Raw genomic sequence first — 17,124 nt, forward strand, 5'->3', positions numbered from 1 at the left:
GGCTAAATAAAATTAAGGTTCTAAAGTGAGTAATGACTTTGTATTTATTTTTAGAAAAATTAATCTCAGTTATAGCTAATTTATTTACAATTTTTGCATCAGGTATCGCGATTTGGTTATTTCTTACTAAGTCAAAAGAAATAAAGCTCGCTTTTAAATTGATGTTAAATTGGTCATTTCAATTAACCTTGACAGATCTTAAGTCTAAGGTTGAGAGATTAAATGAATATAATGCAAATAATAGTGATGAAATTGAAGAGATTAGAAATATTCTTCATGAAATTGCAGGACAAATTCGAGGCAATAGTCGATTGAATCAACAAGCTCCTGAGCTTATCATGAAAGTTGAGAGGTTCTCTTCTGGAAACAGAATTACTGAATATAAAAAAAGAGCACTTACTAGTGAAATTCGTGAGATTTTACGAAATCTCGAAGTTAATTCTTTAACATCTAATCTGGAGTGATAAATGTCAAAAATTGTCCAAGCAGTTAATGCGATGCTTAGTAATTCTAAGCTTATAACAGATGTGATGGTAGAAGATAATGAATATTTCTTCTTATATAAATCAAAATATAAGTGGTCTATAAAACGCATTGAAGATGAAATTATTTTGTGGTTTTATCCGGGGAATGAGTCTTTACAACAATTGATACATTTAACTTTAGGATCCGATTGGCAAAGTGTTCCAATGATTCGTTATTCTGATAAAGAAATTGGAACTAAAGAGGCAAAACTCAGTTTTGTTGAATTGTATAATTTGATAAAAGAAAAAGTCTATGGGGTCGATGATGCTCTTGATGATATTATTTCGGATTTAGATGCAGATTTACCTTTTTAGATGGTCGATAACTTTCAAAGCATTAATTTAAACTAGAGCTTTGTTTTTATGATTAGCGCATTATTTGAAAAATGATGGGAAAATTTAATTTCCCATCAAATTCTATAAGTTTAAGACACTTTATCTCCCGGTTTCGCGCCAGATTCAGGTGAAATCACCCAAACACCTTCGCCATTACCTGCGGCAAGTACCATACCATTTGAAATACCAAAACGCATTTTACGTGGTGCAAGGTTAGCCACCATCACCACCAATTTGTCTTTTAGGTTTTCTGGCTGATAAAACTCACGAATACCACTAAACACATTACGCGGTTCAGCTTCACCCACATCCAAAGTCAATTGCAACAATTTATCAGAACCTTCAACAGTTGCAGCTTCCAATACTTTTGCTACACGAAGATCAATTTTCATGAAATCTTCAATGCCAATGATTTCAGCTTCACCTACTTTTGGCTCAGGCTTTTTCTCGTTTTTCTTTTCTTTTTTCTTCTCTGCTTTTGGCGCTTCTGCCGCCGCAGCTAAAGAATCTTTAGATGCATCTACCATTGCAGCAACAGCTTTGGCATCAACACGTTGCATTAAAGGCTGGAATTGCGCAATTTCATGACCAACCAAGATCTGCTGACGTGATGCAAAGTCGAAGCTTTCAAGTTGTAAGAAGGCTTGAACCTGTGCAGCAAGCGTTGGTAGGACTGGAGCCAAGTAAATCGCTAGTTGACGGAATAAGTTAATACCCACCGAGCACACATCATGTACTTGTTGCTCTTGACCTTCTTGCTTCGCAAGTGCCCACGGTTTTTTCTCATCAATATACTGATTGGCACGGTCAGCCAACGCCATGATTTCACGGATTGCTGCCGAGAATTCACGTGCTTCATAAGCTTGTGCAATTGAATCGCCTACATCAATAAAGCTTTGAACCAGTTCAGACTCTGCACATGTGTTCGACAACGTATTATTGAAGTTGGTGTTAATGAATTTTGCACAACGGCTGGCAATATTCACTACTTTACCGACGAGGTCAGAATTCACTTTCTGAACGAAGTCATCTAGGTTCAAATCTGAATCTTCGACTTTGTCTGAAAGCTTAGACGCAAAGTAATAACGTAAATATTCAGGATTTAAGTGCTGTAAATAGGTTTCAGCTTTGATGAAGGTACCGCGAGATTTCGACATCTTCTGACCATTCACGGTCAAGAAACCATTTACGAATAAACCTGATGGGGTACGGTAGTTCGCACCTTCAAGCATTGCAGGCCAGAACAGCGCATGGAAGTAAACAATGTCTTTACCGATGAAGTGATAAACTTCTTTATCGCTGTCTTTTCTCCAGAAATCATCAAAGCTTAAATCTGGACGTTTGGTTTTGATGTAGTTTTCAAAACTTGACATATAGCCAATTGGTGCATCAACCCAAACGTAGAAATATTTGTTTGGCGCATCTGGAATTTCAAAACCGAAATAAGGTGCATCACGAGAAATATCCCAATCCGATAAACCTGCTTCAAACCATTCATCGAGCTTATTGGCAATCGAAACAGGTAAACGACCTTGATCACGCGTCCACTTCTGTAAATATTCTGAGAAATTCGGAAGTTTAAAGAAGTAGTGATCCGATGATTTCTCAATCGGTGTTGCGCCGCTCAAGGTTGAGCGTGGGTTTTCTAATTCGGTTGCATTATACGTTGTACCGCAGACTTCGCAGGCATCGCCGTATTGATCTTCAGCCTTACATTTCGGGCATGTGCCTTTAATGAAACGGTCAGATAAGAACATACCTTTTTCAGGATCAAATAACTGGGTAACAGGGCGAATCGCAATATTGCCTGCTTCACGGTTTTTGATATAGATTTCTTTTGAACGTGCTTTGTTCTCATCACTGTTGGTTGAATCATAGTGATCGAAATGCACGCCAAAACCATCAAAGTCACGGATATGTTCTTTCTGAACATTGGCAATTTGCTGTTCCGGACTGATGCCATTGGCTTCAGCACGTAGCATGATCGCTGTACCATGAGCATCATCCGCACATACATAAGTCACATCATGGCCCATTGCACGCATTGCACGAACCCAAATATCTGCTTGGATATAACCGAGTAAGTGACCCATATGGATAGGACCATTGGCATAAGGTAGGGCATTGGTGACTAAAATTTTACGCACGGATATTGTTCTCTCATTCGTATTTGCAAGGCAGATGATTTTACATGACTTGACCCCGACTTGCACAAGGGATTCAGTGAAATCTTTTCAGCCGCTTAATGCTTGGATTGGTCAAGCTTTCTCTATTTGTATTTAAATCATTTAAATGGATGAGTACGGAGGAGATAAAGAATAGTTATTTTTAAGAGATATCAGTATATTAAGGGGACTTTATTCTAATAAACGGCGTTTTTATAACAGTATTCTAGATAAAAAAAGTATGTATCCCGAAGGATTACATACTTTGCATTTGCTTGACTGTTACGCTGTGCTTGGAGTTCTTTCTTAACGAAATGACTTTTCCTTTGGAAAGGAAATGAATGTGATAACGCTTTAAACCATCTGTTTTTGGATCAAGCGTAATCTCAGCACACATCGGCGTTTGCCAAAGTTCATCACTACCCAAAATACCTAACCATGCCTGTGCTTTTAATGCCACAGTAAATTGATCTTTGATTTCGAGGTCAGTAATGCTGAGTTCGCTACACCAATGTTCCGTTTTAGGAAACTCGGCTTTCGAAAATTTCCAGCAAATGGTCAGCGCTAAACTGCTTTCAACTGGCGCTTTATCATCACTGATTTGATCAATAACAGGAATTAACTGTTCAGCCAGATCCTTTTCAAAAGACAGAATCATATTCTGGATTCTTCTTTTACTTGAAAGAATATAGTTCAAGCGTTTTTCTTGGGCCTGAAGTTCCTGTTGAATTTCTAGAAGTTCATTTTCATTCATATAGGCAATTTTGACGACAAGGTCTATGATTGAGATATTTGCAGCAGTATATCCGATCTATCTCCTTATATTGTTAATACTTTTTAATACACATTTATTGGTTCTAAAAATGATCGAAACAGCCCGATTACGTCTCAGACAGTGGAGAGCAGAGGACTATACAGCCTTTGCCGCAATGGGTACTCATCAACAAGTGATGGAGTATTTCCCCAAACTTCTGACCCGAGCAGAAAGTGATGCCATGATTGATCGAATGAAATCAATAATCGACAGGCAAGGCTGGGGTTTCTGGGCGGTTGAGTTAAAGCACAATCAGCAGTTTATTGGCTTTACGGGGTTGCATGATCAACCGACACAATTTTCATTTTCGCCTTGTGTAGAAATCGGTTGGCGGCTCGATCAGGCCTATTGGGGGCAGGGCTATGCACCCGAAGCTGCTCAAGCCGCGCTTGCATTTGCTTTTGATCAATTAAAACTGGAAAAAGTGGTGGCCTTTACCACGGTGGACAATGCGAAATCACAAAAGGTCATGCAAAAATTAAACATGAAATACGTCACTCAATTTCAGCATCCTGCTTTAGCTAAAGATCATCCGCTCAGTTGGCATGTACTCTACGAGATTTTGCAGAAGGATTTTATTCGCTAGACAGGATGTTATTCATTTATATGATTTTTATATCTAGAAATAAAATAATTTATCGTTCGGCAATTATTTGAATCTTCCTGTATTTCATTTGTTTCAATTTGCAGCGATCAGCAAAAAACAGTTTTAAACGCGGTATAACTAAGATTGCTCCAAACGATATGTTTTTTTTACCTATAGTGAGGAAATACCATGACAAATGAAAAACTTGATGAATTAAAAAACCAAGCTGCTGAATTGGGCGATGACTTAAAATACAAAGCAAAAGAAACTCAGCTACAAGGTGAAAAAGCAGTTGATGACTTAAAGCATTCCGCAGAGGAATTGAAGTTAAAAGGCGAAAAAGCCCTTGATGATTTAAAGAAAGATGTTTCTGAACAAAATGCTGAAGGTAAAGAAGCTGTTTCAAATAAAGTGGATGATATTAAAGCCAAGCTTGAAGATACCCAGCATGCGGTTCAAGACAAATTTGATCACTTTAAAGAAGAAGCAGGCCATAAACTGGATGATGCCAAAGCCAAAGCCGCTGAATTGAAAGATGAAGCTGCGGCAAAATTTGATGATTTAAAAGCTCAGGCCAGTCACAAGCTGGACGATTTAAAGAAAGCGGCGACGGATACCATCAATAAATTCAAAGGTTAATAGTCTTAATCTCTGAATAGGATGAAAGACTTCCCCAAACATATCCACGCGATGTTTGGGGATTTTTTATTTAAAGGGATTTAAAATTGTCCAATATGGTTCACCATGAGATGGATGACCCAGTCATACGCTTATCAATATCAGCTTTTCCTTCCAAAAAACCTGCGTTGTCGGGCAGAGAAATCTAAAGCAGAAAAGTTACTATAAAAAATGAGCAATTATCTGGTTTGAAAGGAGCGTGGATTCTTCAATACTGCTAAACTAAGCGAACTCAATGCTATGTTGATCTGTTTTTGGAGTAAACAAAATGTCGTGGCTTTCTTCCTTAAAATCTGTTTTTTCACCAGCGCAAGAAGTGAAGGAAGACGAGATTCAAACAGTTCTACAAAATTATGTGTTACCGCATTCAGACAATGCACTCAAAGACCGCATTAGTCAGGTCAATGTACAAGGTCGTATTTTACAGCTGACGATGAATACCTTTCCCCAAGAAAAAGACCACTTACAACAGATTCATGATGAGCTTGCAGAAGCATTGGAAAAATGTGGTATTCAGGAATTAAACCTACATATTATTCAACAAAAACATGCAGCGCATGGTGAGGCGGGACATAGCTGCTCATCAAAGCCAAAAGCAGAAAATAGCAATCTACCACCTGTGATGGATGCTTCACCAAAAGCAGAAGTAGATCCAAATAATCCTCCAATTCAAAAAGCTGCACCGCAACAGCGCGATGTGGCAGCACATCCACGTATTCAGAATGTGATTCTGGTTTCATCAGGTAAAGGTGGTGTTGGTAAATCAACCACAACAGTAAACCTTGCATTGGCTTTACAGCAGCTCGGCTTAAAAGTTGGGGTGCTAGATGCCGATATTTATGGCCCAAGTATTCCAACGATGCTGGGCAATGCAGGCAAAACGCCACTGATTGAAAATGAAAACTTTGTGCCTTTAGATGCATATGGCATGGCGGTATTGTCAATTGGCCATTTAATTGGTGAGCACAATACACCTGTCGCTTGGCGTGGGCCAAAGGCAACGGGTGCATTGATGCAGTTATTCAACCAGACTTTATGGCCTGATCTGGATGTGCTGGTGATCGATATGCCACCTGGCACTGGCGATATTCAATTGACCTTGGCACAACGTATTCCGGTAACAGGTGCGGTGATTGTAACGACACCACAAAATGTGGCGTTAATGGATGCGACTAAAGGGATTGAGCTATTCAATAAGGTGAATATTCCTGTTCTTGGTGTGATTGAAAATATGTCGACCCATATTTGCTCGAATTGTGGACATGAAGAACAGATTTTTGGTACAGGTGGCGGAGATCAATTGTCTGAGCAATATCAGATTCCATTACTTGGACGCTTACCTTTAGATGCGAAAATTCGTGAGCATGCAGACCAAGGAACGCCAAGCGTAGTGGCAAAAGATGCGGCTGCTGAAAGCTATCTCAATATTGCACAAGCGGTGTTGCAACAAATGGATAAGCTGCCAAAACGCCAGAAAGACGATAAACGTATTTTCTAACTACACCAAAAACCCAACATCAGCATGTTGGGTTTTTGCTTTCTAAAGCAAATCACTTTTTATTTAGACCATTTCAAAACTCACCTTAATAGCAAAGTAGGTACGTTACTTGCTTTGTATAGGGTTTCTTTTTTAAGACAGGTTAATGATGCAAGTTAAATATTTTATCGGTATTGTCAGTGTATGTACGGCTCTATTTTTAGGTGCGTGTAATGGTGATGGCAATTCAAATTCGACTCAACCTCAAGAGCAAGCGAAATTACAGCCGATCGTGATTCAAGGTGCATTACCTGTCGAATCAAAAAAAATGGCATCAAAATTAGACAATGTGACAGAAGAAGTTATCGGTAAGTGGGTGTTCTGGAAGGGTACCTATAAAGGTTATCCAGTGGTAATTTCCAAGACACGTATGGGTATGAGTAATTCTGCTGCGGCGACTGCACTTGCGATTCAGCATTACAAACCGATTGCGATTATTAATCAGGGCACAGCCGGTGGTCATGATCCAGACTTACATGTGTTTGATATTGTGTTAGGCAAATACACCACCAATATCGGTGCATTTAAAACACCGAATAAGCCCATTGGTGGAGGCTCTAATGCATTAGAGTGGAATGAAGCTTTTGATGTATTACCCGATGATGAATATGATCCTGAGCCAATTGCGATTCGTAAATTTGAAGGGGACAAAGAACTTTTGCTTGCTGCTTATAAGGCAAAACCTAATTACACTAAAGGGCAAGTGGTAGAAGGTACGATTGGTTCGGCAGATACATGGAACAACGAGCTTGATCGCATCAAGCAGTTCCATACAGTTTATGGCACTTCGGTAGAAGAAATGGAAGCTGCTTCAGTGGCACAGATTGCACATCAATTCGAAGTACCATTCCTCGGCATTCGTATCTTATCCAATAACATTACCAATAATGGTGGCTATGACCCTGCGACAGGTGAAGCATGTCAGGAATACGCACTTGATGTGGCTGAGCAATATATGAAAGCCAAAGCAGCAGCCAAATAAATATTCTTGTTAAGAAGAAACCATTTAGATGGTTTCTTCTTTTCTCTCTTTCTCACGATTTTTCCAGCTTCGAATCACACTCCAACGCCAGAGTAAGTGTGTCGCCGCATAAAATAAAACCGCAAATAAAATGGCTTCAATCATGAGCCCTGAAACCAGAATTTTGGCAAGGCTAAAATCAATATGTCCATGCCCAAAATTTTTGATCCAGTTTAGAATCTGATGCAGAACACCAAGCAACATATCTTTATTGATCATATTGACGTGATAAATCTTACTCCCAAACCAGAACCCTAAATAAAGAATCGGTACGACTGTAAAGGGATTGGTTAACCACGCCATACACAATCCAATGGGTAAATTGACCTCAAGCCAGAGCACAGTCAGGATAATAAACACGCTGTGAAACGGAACAGGTAAAATGCCCCAGAAAGTACCAATAAACATGGCTTTTGCAATAGAGCGGCGATTTACATACCAAAGCAATGGATTTAAGGTGCGTTCACCAAAAATCTTCATAAATTTTAGACGAGCGACTTTTTCCGAAGAAGGCAGCCACTTATGAAAAAATTGCTTAGGCATAAATCATGGAGAGGTAACAAGAAAGAGAAGGGAATTGCATATAAAATAACATTAATTGCTTAGCAAAAACTTAAAATAATGTCCTTGTTTATTTGAGGGTGGTTGAGACAATAATCAAGCGGTCTCTAAAATTTGAATCTTAAATATCCCGACTTATCGCCGTGACTGTTGAGTTAATGCTACTTGTAATTTTAAAAATATAGATAAAATAAAAGCTTATGTGGGGTTTAGTCATAAGTCCTTACAGTTATTTTTTTGCTATAGCTGTGTAATTGGATTAATCTGAAAATCTCTCTTAGTGAGGTCATTCAATGATTTCATGGTTTTTTATTGGTTTAGTGATAACCATTCTGCTGACTCCTGGTCCAACCAATACCTTACTTGCATCTTCAGGGATTCAGGTCGGATTACGTAAATCTTTACTGCTTATTCCAGCGGAAGCTGTCGGTTATATTATTGCCATTACTGCATGGGGAATGCTGATTGGCAAAGTGTCAGCGACTTTACCTTTATTACCCATATTTCTGAAATTATTGAGTGCGGCTTATATCGTTTTTCTTGCAATAAAGTTGTGGCGTACAGCGAATCAGGACGTGGTTTTAAACCAACCGACCATTCGCCCTAAAGAATTGCTTTGTGCAACCTTACTCAATCCTAAGGCTTTATTATTTGCTTCAGCTATTTTTCCTGCTGCTGCATGGAAAAGTCAGGACATTTATATGGCACACATGAGCACATTTGTCGGGCTTATTCTTCCGATAGCTTTATTCTGGATCTCTGTTGGTGCAATGCTGGCAACCAATAAAGTGAACTGGCTCTCTCAAGCGAAATTACAACGTACCGCATGTATCGTGCTGGTCAGTTTTGCGATCCCGATTAGCTATTCAGCACTCAGCAATTTATAAAATTCACACCTCTATTGACGCTAAGGCTAGAGGTGTTGTTTTCATTAATACCATTTTAAGTTAAAGTACTCGCCAATTATTAACTTCGTCTTTGGATAAAAAGTCATGGCTATAAAATCTGATCGTTGGATTCGTGAAATGAGCGAAAAACACGGCATGATTGAACCTTATGCGGAAAATCAAGTTCGTTTTGATAAAAACGGTGAAAAGTTGATTTCTTACGGGGTATCGAGCTATGGCTATGATGTCCGTTGTGCACGTGAGTTCAAGGTATTTACCAATGTCCACTCGGCAATCGTAGATCCTAAGAACTTCGATGATAAAAGCTTTATTGATATCGAGTCTGATGTGTGTATCATTCCGCCAAACTCATTCGCTTTAGCGCGTACGATTGAATATTTCCGTATTCCACGTAATGTGTTAACCGTATGTCTTGGTAAATCAACTTATGCACGTTGCGGAATTATTGTAAACGTTACGCCGTTAGAACCAGAGTGGGAAGGTCATGTAACACTGGAATTCTCGAATACAACAAACTTGCCAGCGCGTATTTATGCGGGTGAGGGTGTTGCACAAATGTTGTTCTTCGAAAGTGATGAAGTATGTGAAACTTCATATAAAGATCGTGGTGGTAAATACCAAGGTCAAACCGGTGTGACATTGCCGAAGACCTGATTATCTTTTAAAAACTCACCATATATATGGTGAGTTTTTCTTAATGGACTCTAAAAATTATTTACTTTTTAATCGTCTAAATTGTTCAGACGAATGAACCTAGTATTTTAAAAAAAATAGGATACAATCTAGTAGATTTGATTTGTTTTTGTACAAAATCACAGGAACCTTAGATTTGTAATCTATTGAGTGATCTTGTAAATAAACTATAAAAATAATGAGTTATGGATATTGGTATACATGGAGGTCGGTTATGCGACAGCTTAAGTCACTTCATCTAGCAATGCTTTTGTTAGGCAGTTTAGGTTTAAATTCAGTCGCCTATGCACTTCCAAATACTTTGAAAAGTATGACTGACAGTGAACTGTCTGCAACAACAGGACAGGCATTGATGAGTTTGTCCTATATCGCACCCACTGATTTAGCCAATAAAGAAGCACTACGAGATGGTGGTGATAAAACCATTGGTTTCTATAAACTAGGCCTAGAAGCTGAAATGGAACTCAACGTCAACATTAAAAAACTCCAGTTAGGTTGTGGTGGTGTCAATGGCGCTGGCGGTTGTGATATTGATATTGATTATTTGAGTTTAAGTGGCTTAGGTAATTCTGCCACATCAAATACAGATAGTGCTGCTGATCGTGCTGCTCGGGCAGGTTCATCTGCAGTTTTAACCAATCCATTTATCGAATTTGCAATCAAAAACCCAGATAAGGCCTCGACACGTCAAATTGTTGGGCTGAATTTAAGCGCAGAAAAGGCTTTAGGTTTAATTACCTTTGGTCTGGAAAATGGCGCGGGGAAAAGCGGGATTAACTCACTTAGTGGTTATATGGAAATTGCGGCCACGACAGGTCTGGCCAATGTTAATGGCTTTGGGACAAGTCAGGTATCAGGAGAGGCAGCAAGAGGAACTCTAAATCAGTCAGATGGTTATAATGCGATTTCTGGCGAGGTCTGTTCGGGGCTAGGATCATGTACACCAAATAATATTACAAATATTGGATTTAATACTCAATCCTATGCCCTTAATTTACGGGATAAGGCGACGGGGAGCAATATCTTAAAAGGGGATTTGGTTTTAGGTCAACAACCTATTACGGGGAAACGAATTACCACTGCTAATTTAACTGCTACTGCAAAGGTTCGGGATATTGATTTAAGTGGAAATATTGTCGCTAGAGCCGCTGGGATTTTGGATTTAAACAAGCTGGTGTCTGGTACGATTCAAAATCTAAATGTAGATGTGGCAATCAGTGAGGATCTAGGTTATTTCCATAAAGCAAATCTCAACGGTACCGCAGCATCGCTGTCTTTACAGTCACAGAATATTCAATGGACCAATAATAAATCTATTTCTGAAAATGGCTGGTGGTTAGAATTTACTAACCCTATTGATATCGGTTTTATTCAACCTACATTTAATGTGGATATTCCCAAAGCAACATTGAATGAGGCTTTTTCACAAGTATCTAATTATTTGACCAATGTTCAACCGATTAATTGTGGTTCTGCTGGTGTATTAAACTGTCTTTTGGGTGACACAATCCCTACAGGAACCGTGAATTTAATTAATGCAACACGTCCACAAATGGCTTTAACCAATTTGCAGTTGGCTACTCAAAACTTTACGCCGAACTGTTACGGGACTTTAAAGTTCTGCTAGGGTCATTTAAAAAAAATCAAACTGCTTTTATGCACTCATCGGAAAAATGTAACTTTTAGCCAGTTTGTTTTGCATTTGTGTAATTATTCGGCATAATAAATTGTGATGAGATAGACATGTTTTGTCTATAGCTTGAGTGATGCTAGGAAGCAGTTTTTTAATCACTCAGAGGGACGAAAGAAAAAATATAACGTAGGTGCGGAGCATCGGTTAATTAGGAAGGTCAAGATGGCTATACTCCATATGGATTCATTTCAAAAGACTGTTTTAGCAAGTTTTATTGGACTATGTATCAGTCAATCTGCTTTTGCATTACAAGAACTCTCTGATGAAGGTTTAAGCCAAACAACTGGTGAAGGTATCGCATTACTCCCACAAAATACATATATGATTTTTCAGGGAGAAAAAAATACCACGACTGGCACCGACTTACTTAATCGTCAATTAGATACTGGTTATATTAATTATGTTCCAGTCGGACCTTTATCACTCGCAGCAACAGACACAAATAAAAGTGGTGGTGTAGATGCGGGAGACCGCGCAGTTGGTAAAGCTGATTTATTTCTATATGGATTGGCGCTTTCAGCTTCAAATACAGAACGTGCAGATAATCATAATGAACGAGTCGGGTTAAATACTGCTGGAACCGCAATTAATGCGATTCGTAGCTGGGGCACAGCAACTAATCCATGGATCTTAAAGGTTCAGTCGCAAGCCAATGTTCCTACCTTTACGCCAGATGGCAGTACACCGAATACCGATACAGGGCAAGTCACTTATATGGCTTTAGAAGCGCCTTTGTATGAATATTATAATGATAATGCAACAGGTTCGGGTGCTCCAACTGTAATTAAAACAGGCGCTGATTCAGCTGGTGCTGATGCTTATAATTTAAAATTAGGTTTATGGGCTGATGCTTTTGTTCGTAATCCCAATAAAGTTAATGGTGCAATTGATCAGTTTCAATATGGTAATAGTGCTGGCTTAGTTGGAACTGGATCCGATACTGATCCGAATCGTGCGAATCGTTTACGCCTACAGGGAATTTGGAATGGTTTTAGCCTAAATGGAAGCAATTTAAAGATATTTCAGACTTTAAATGGCGCAGGCAGTACAGGTGGACTCAGCCCTTTTTATAATAATACATTGGGCTTGGCTGGTGTATTTCGGTTAAATAGTGGAGATGGTGCTGATTTCAAAGCGACTATTAATCAGGAAGTTGTTCAAAACTCAACCTCCGCATGGAGTACCATTCATGATGGAACAAATGCAACATTTGATCCGACTAAGCCAAGTGGGTCTGGTTCATCATGTAATAATGGTGGGGGTGCACCAAATTATGGTGGGAATACCTCTGGATGTAGTTTCTATATTCAAAAAAGAGAAACGACTCAACAGACAAGAAGTACATGGGTTGCTCCTAGTAATCTAAATAATAAAGTACTGCGATTGAGTACGAGAGAAACAGCTGATACTGATCGGTTAGCCACGCCTGCGATTCAAGGTGGCAATGCACCTAATTTTGATGCGAACGAAGGAATTTTTATCTATAACTTAAATACCAATCTTGTGTTGGGTAATTTATATCAACCTGTCATCTTAGGTTCAGATGGTAAGAACTTTAGTCTGGAAGTTGCACGTATTCCGAATAAAGAAAGTATTTATAAGCAAATTTATACAGATTACACCGGCGCAGATACGAGCTATAAAGGGTCGACCTGTAACGTTTATCAATGTGGTGCCAATATCAGTTTGGGTGGAAAAACCTATCAGGGTTCAAATGCAACGCATAGTAGTATCAGTATCGGTAGTGTTTATAGTAATGATGGCGGTAAAACGCTACAAGCATATAAAGGAGTAGATGCACTCGGTATTTCCTTTGGTAAGCTGAATAACAGAACCAATGATTTGACTAAGGTTTATACTGAATATCAGTATAAGTATCGCCAACAGAGCGGTAGCTTAGGTACTTGGTGTTCTTCAAACCCTTTTCTTGGCGCATGCTTCGGAACGACTTATACGATGTATGATTGGGTTTATTATAATGGAACAGGGACGGATTCCACCTCTGAGGGATGGAGTGGTTTTCAAAAGTATGACCGGAAACCTGTACCTGGTAATAATAATCCTGCTTCAGCAGGTGAGCCTACGCTTAATAACAGAAATTGGACAGCAAGTGGTAATCCCGCAGTTTGGATGAATCCAAATAATTCTGCATATCCTACAGCTAATCAGCGATTCAAAGATTTCTTAGGTTCAACTTATACCAATAATCCACAAAGTATTGCACCAACGATACCTGTGTCTGCACCTGCACTTTCACCATTAAATAATATGGGGTCGGCTGTGATTGATGGTGTCTTGATTCAGCATCTTAAAATTACGACAACTGGACTATAAAAGGAGTAATACGATGAAAAAAATCACAACATTACTTCTTGTATTAGCCACAACGTTAACGCATGCCGAATTACAAAGTCTGGATAATGAAGCTTTACAGGCTGTTGAAGGTCAGGCAGGGGCGGATTTATCTCTCAAATTATCATTGAACCAGATTTATAACAGTACCACTGGAAAATACGAGTTTGATAATGGTCTGGGTGGTGTGTGTGAAAACTTGGCCTTTTGTCATCTTGGGATTTCAGTTAATAAACGTTTTGTCCGAAATGGCAATCAACCAGTCAGTGATCCGACACAAGCTAATCCAGCGAATAAAGTCTGGTTGGTCTTTAAAGGAATACAAGGAACCATTGATCTGCAAAAGTTAGGTCTGGATGGTGTCGACCTGATTTATAACGATGATGGCGGAGCTGCAAGAACTAAACCAGCAATGCAATTAAGCTTTGACCCAACCAAGCCGATTTTGATCCGTAATTTTGGTTTTAATGCCCTTGCCATCGAGCAAGATGATTTTACCAGTTACTATGATAGTAATGGAAAACTGGTCGAAGGGAATAATCCGACTACACCGCCAGCAAATGGCTATGGCTATTTAAAAGCACCGACATACGCTGCTGATCATCCTTCCGTGTATGACCGTAATAAAGAAACGGGATTTATGGGGTTAAAAATGAATGGTAATTTGGCGATTCAAGGAAATGTAATGATGTTTTCTTGCGATGCAAGCCATCCACGTTGCTAACCGGATATAAATTTCAAAGGATTGAAGCGATGAAAAAAAATAATGAAAATGCTAGGAATATAAGTTTTGCACTCAATACTTTAGCTGCAAGTATATTTTTTATTAGTCATTCTGCTTATGCCTTACAAGCGTTGGATGATAGTGCCTTACGTAGTGTAAATGGACAAGATGGTGTTCATATTGAAACCACCTATGACAAGATCCATGTAGATCAGTTTTTTTGGCAAGATGATGCAGGACGAGGAAGTTCTGATGCAGCGGGCACGACCTTAAAAGCAGTCGCTAATAATTTTAACATTCAGCAAAATGCGTTAGGCAATCCACTTGGGACAACCTATAAGCTGAATACTGGTAGCAATGGCAATAAAACGGGTCTAGACATAGAGCTTTCCTCAAATCCGTCTCTTATTACGATTGATTCATTTCAGATTTGCGACACCAATAGATGTAGTAGTGATATTGGTAATTTAGCCATTCAAACAACATCACCGCTGGACTTGAAGTTTAAAACGACGGACGGACTGTTTAGTAAAAGTAGTCAGGCTTCGTTAGAGTTGGGCCTTAAAAATGCCAATATTTATTTGGGTCAGACTTCAAATAGTGAGTTGAATCAACTGGTTCTGAAAAATCTGAATTTTAACTTCTTGGGCAAAGGCGTGATGTTTGTCGATTCTGTTGAAGGGATCAAGCTACAAACCAATAATGCATTACTTACTGGTAATGCAGCAAATGCTTCATTGACCCAGACGCCGACGACTGATTATGGTTATGTCGATTTTACGCGTGTTAAAGATACAGGCAATGTTACAGCTGGAACCTACGCAGATGGCGGCGTAGCGACCAATGCTGGATTAAATTTAGAATTTTTATTGAATAAAAAAGCAAATCCAGCTTCACCTTATACGCTGGATGCAACCAATACGCCGTTAAATCAGCAAGCCAGTCCTGATAATAAGGCTAAAGGTTTAATTCGTGTCGGAGCCAATGGTCGTATGATTAATGGTTCTCTACAGTTACGTGGTATCAATGCAAGTAATGCAGCGAATCCTGCTTATGGAAGCAGCTATGGCAATCCTGAGGGAACCAATATTCTCGGCAGCACCACTGACGGAAATGCCATTATGGGGAAAACGGGTGTTGCATTCCGTATGAAGGCTGAATTTACTAAAGATAATGACTCCATGTTGGGGAGTGACGGAAAGGCGACAACGTTAGAAATTGGCGGTGCAGGATTAAATACCTATGGTTTTGAATTCGGTAATTTAACGGGTTTACAGTTAGGTAGCCGAGGCTCATTTGATACAGGGAATGTCTATATTAATCTGGTGGATGCCCGTTCGGTATTTCTACCAGCAAACTATGTTTTCCAGACTTCTAAATTTGGTAATGGCAGTTTCTTAACCCGAGATGTGGACTATACGCAAAGTCTTCATACCCAAACAGGTACCACAAATCCTTATAGTCTGCTTGTGGCAATTCGGGGCGCAGAGTTTCAGGCAATTTCTCGACGTGGACGTTTTACCAACAGTGCAACCAGTAATCCTGAAAGTGGATATGCACCAATCACCAATCACACGGATAATAACTGGGGCTTAGCATTACCTTTTTATAACTTGAATGCCAATATGGCAATGTATGGGACTAAGGTAAATGCCAATGAGGCTTTCTATTTTGATAAAAATGGTGCGAAACATAGTGTTGGAAGCACTGGTGAAACGCCAAGATTGGGTTTTTCATTGGGTATGAGTACCACAGGTGTAGATCGTGATAGCAACTACAAGGCTTTGGGAAATAAAACCACTTCTATTCTGGTGATTGATGGCGCTCGAAACTATTACATGGGATTGCGTAATATTGATATGTTATTAAAAGGAACGGGAAGCCTCGGCCTCGAAAATGGCAGTTTTAACGCAACCCTCAAAGATATGCTCATCGTGATGGCAGCAGAAGTCGCCGCGGGTTACTTACCAGGTGCAACTTATACTGGTGGCGTTTCACCAAATAATAACTTTGCACTGAGTAATGATGTTTTATTTGGTTTAAAACTTCGTATTGGTGGAGATATGAATCTGTCTCTTATTCCAAATAACGAATATAAAGCGGATGGCACAGGCAATGCCTTGAATATTGTCGGTGATCTTAAATTAAATGCAGCAAGCAATAACACGATTCAAATTAGTGATCCTGTGGATGGTTCAACTTTAGGCCTAGATAATATTCAGGGTGATGTTGCATTTAACAATGCCATTAAGATCAGTCGAGATAGTTCAGGAGAAGGGGTAGCCAGCTTTAATGCTGGGCTAACGTTTAACCCGAATCGTACCACTGACGGTGTCTTTAGAACTCGAGATATTAACCTTTATGGCCCGAGTGGAGGTGCTCAGCGTTTAGGTGAAATGGCAATTACTGGTGGACGCTTAACCAGCCAATTTTCAATTATGCCTCGAAACTAAGGCATTTGATGGTGTAACAGTAGATGCTTCCACTTATCTGTCTAACGATAAAGTGATTGTGCGGTGAGTGGGTTATGTT

The 17,124-nt window shown here is 39.4% G+C and carries 15 protein-coding genes; 12 read left to right on the forward strand and 3 right to left on the reverse strand.

The genetic code is table 11. The features are described 5' to 3' along the window. Positions 1-32: 32 nt before the first annotated feature. A complete protein-coding gene (locus A9Z07_RS05730) occupies positions 33-464 on the forward strand; it encodes a hypothetical protein (RefSeq protein WP_069577591.1) in 432 nt (143 codons plus the stop codon). Positions 465-467: 3 nt separating this feature from the next. Further along, positions 468-839 carry a hypothetical protein gene (locus A9Z07_RS05735; protein ID WP_069577592.1) on the forward strand — a complete coding sequence of 124 codons (372 nt, stop codon included), beginning with the start codon at positions 468-470 and terminating at the stop codon, positions 837-839. Positions 840-949: 110 nt separating this feature from the next. Here the strand turns inward: A9Z07_RS05735 and metG are convergent, their stop codons facing one another. Then, positions 950-3,007 (reverse strand): methionine--tRNA ligase, encoded by a 2,058-nt coding sequence (metG, locus tag A9Z07_RS05740; RefSeq protein ID WP_069577593.1) that lies wholly within the window; start codon positions 3,005-3,007, stop codon positions 950-952. A gap of 274 nt (positions 3,008-3,281) precedes the next feature. Next, entirely contained in the window at positions 3,282-3,779 is a 498-nt protein-coding gene (locus tag A9Z07_RS05745; RefSeq protein WP_004770805.1) for a hypothetical protein, read from the reverse strand. 109 nt (positions 3,780-3,888) lie between these two features. On the opposite strand from A9Z07_RS05745, the gene A9Z07_RS05750 reads away from it, so the two are divergent. The 4 genes from A9Z07_RS05750 to A9Z07_RS05765 all read left to right on the forward strand — a co-directional run bounded on the left by A9Z07_RS05750 (position 3,889) and on the right by A9Z07_RS05765 (position 7,622). Further along, complete coding sequence (locus A9Z07_RS05750; RefSeq protein ID WP_069577594.1) at positions 3,889-4,425, forward strand: GNAT family N-acetyltransferase; 537 nt, start codon at positions 3,889-3,891, stop codon at positions 4,423-4,425. A gap of 189 nt (positions 4,426-4,614) precedes the next feature. After that, complete coding sequence (locus A9Z07_RS05755; RefSeq protein ID WP_004770808.1) at positions 4,615-5,064, forward strand: hypothetical protein; 450 nt, start codon at positions 4,615-4,617, stop codon at positions 5,062-5,064. Between the two features lie 307 nt (positions 5,065-5,371). Beyond that, a complete protein-coding gene (gene apbC / locus A9Z07_RS05760) occupies positions 5,372-6,601 on the forward strand; it encodes an iron-sulfur cluster carrier protein ApbC (protein WP_069577595.1) in 1,230 nt (409 codons plus the stop codon). 145 nt (positions 6,602-6,746) lie between these two features. Beyond that, on the forward strand, positions 6,747-7,622 hold the full coding sequence (locus A9Z07_RS05765) for a 5'-methylthioadenosine/S-adenosylhomocysteine nucleosidase (protein ID WP_171066978.1): 876 nt from the start codon (positions 6,747-6,749) through the stop codon (positions 7,620-7,622). 24 nt (positions 7,623-7,646) lie between these two features. Here A9Z07_RS05765 and A9Z07_RS05770 read toward each other — a convergent pair whose 3' ends face one another. Next, a complete protein-coding gene (locus tag A9Z07_RS05770; RefSeq protein ID WP_069577596.1) occupies positions 7,647-8,204 on the reverse strand; it encodes a DUF2062 domain-containing protein in 558 nt (185 codons plus the stop codon). A gap of 311 nt (positions 8,205-8,515) precedes the next feature. On the opposite strand from A9Z07_RS05770, the gene A9Z07_RS05775 reads away from it, so the two are divergent. The 6 genes from A9Z07_RS05775 (at position 8,516) to A9Z07_RS05800 (ending at position 17,045) form a co-directional block, all read left to right on the forward strand. Beyond that, complete coding sequence (locus A9Z07_RS05775; protein WP_005256212.1) at positions 8,516-9,109, forward strand: LysE family translocator; 594 nt, start codon at positions 8,516-8,518, stop codon at positions 9,107-9,109. A 105-nt stretch (positions 9,110-9,214) separates the two neighbouring features. Beyond that, complete coding sequence (dcd, locus tag A9Z07_RS05780) at positions 9,215-9,784, forward strand: dCTP deaminase (RefSeq protein WP_002120290.1); 570 nt, start codon at positions 9,215-9,217, stop codon at positions 9,782-9,784. A 253-nt stretch (positions 9,785-10,037) separates the two neighbouring features. Then, positions 10,038-11,450 carry a hypothetical protein gene (locus A9Z07_RS05785; protein ID WP_069577597.1) on the forward strand — a complete coding sequence of 471 codons (1,413 nt, stop codon included), beginning with the start codon at positions 10,038-10,040 and terminating at the stop codon, positions 11,448-11,450. Between the two features lie 228 nt (positions 11,451-11,678). Then, the gene (locus A9Z07_RS05790; protein ID WP_069577598.1) at positions 11,679-13,850 is read left to right on the forward strand and encodes a hypothetical protein; all 2,172 of its coding nucleotides are present in this window, start codon (positions 11,679-11,681) and stop codon (positions 13,848-13,850) included. Positions 13,851-13,863: 13 nt separating this feature from the next. Next, complete coding sequence (locus A9Z07_RS05795; RefSeq protein ID WP_047430956.1) at positions 13,864-14,592, forward strand: DUF6160 family protein; 729 nt, start codon at positions 13,864-13,866, stop codon at positions 14,590-14,592. Positions 14,593-14,621: 29 nt separating this feature from the next. Further along, complete coding sequence (locus A9Z07_RS05800; RefSeq protein ID WP_069577599.1) at positions 14,622-17,045, forward strand: DUF6160 family protein; 2,424 nt, start codon at positions 14,622-14,624, stop codon at positions 17,043-17,045. Positions 17,046-17,124 lie beyond the last annotated feature (79 nt).

The sequence above is a fragment of the Acinetobacter sp. YK3 genome (genome assembly GCF_001729365.1).
Lineage (GTDB): Bacteria > Pseudomonadota > Gammaproteobacteria > Pseudomonadales > Moraxellaceae > Acinetobacter > Acinetobacter vivianii.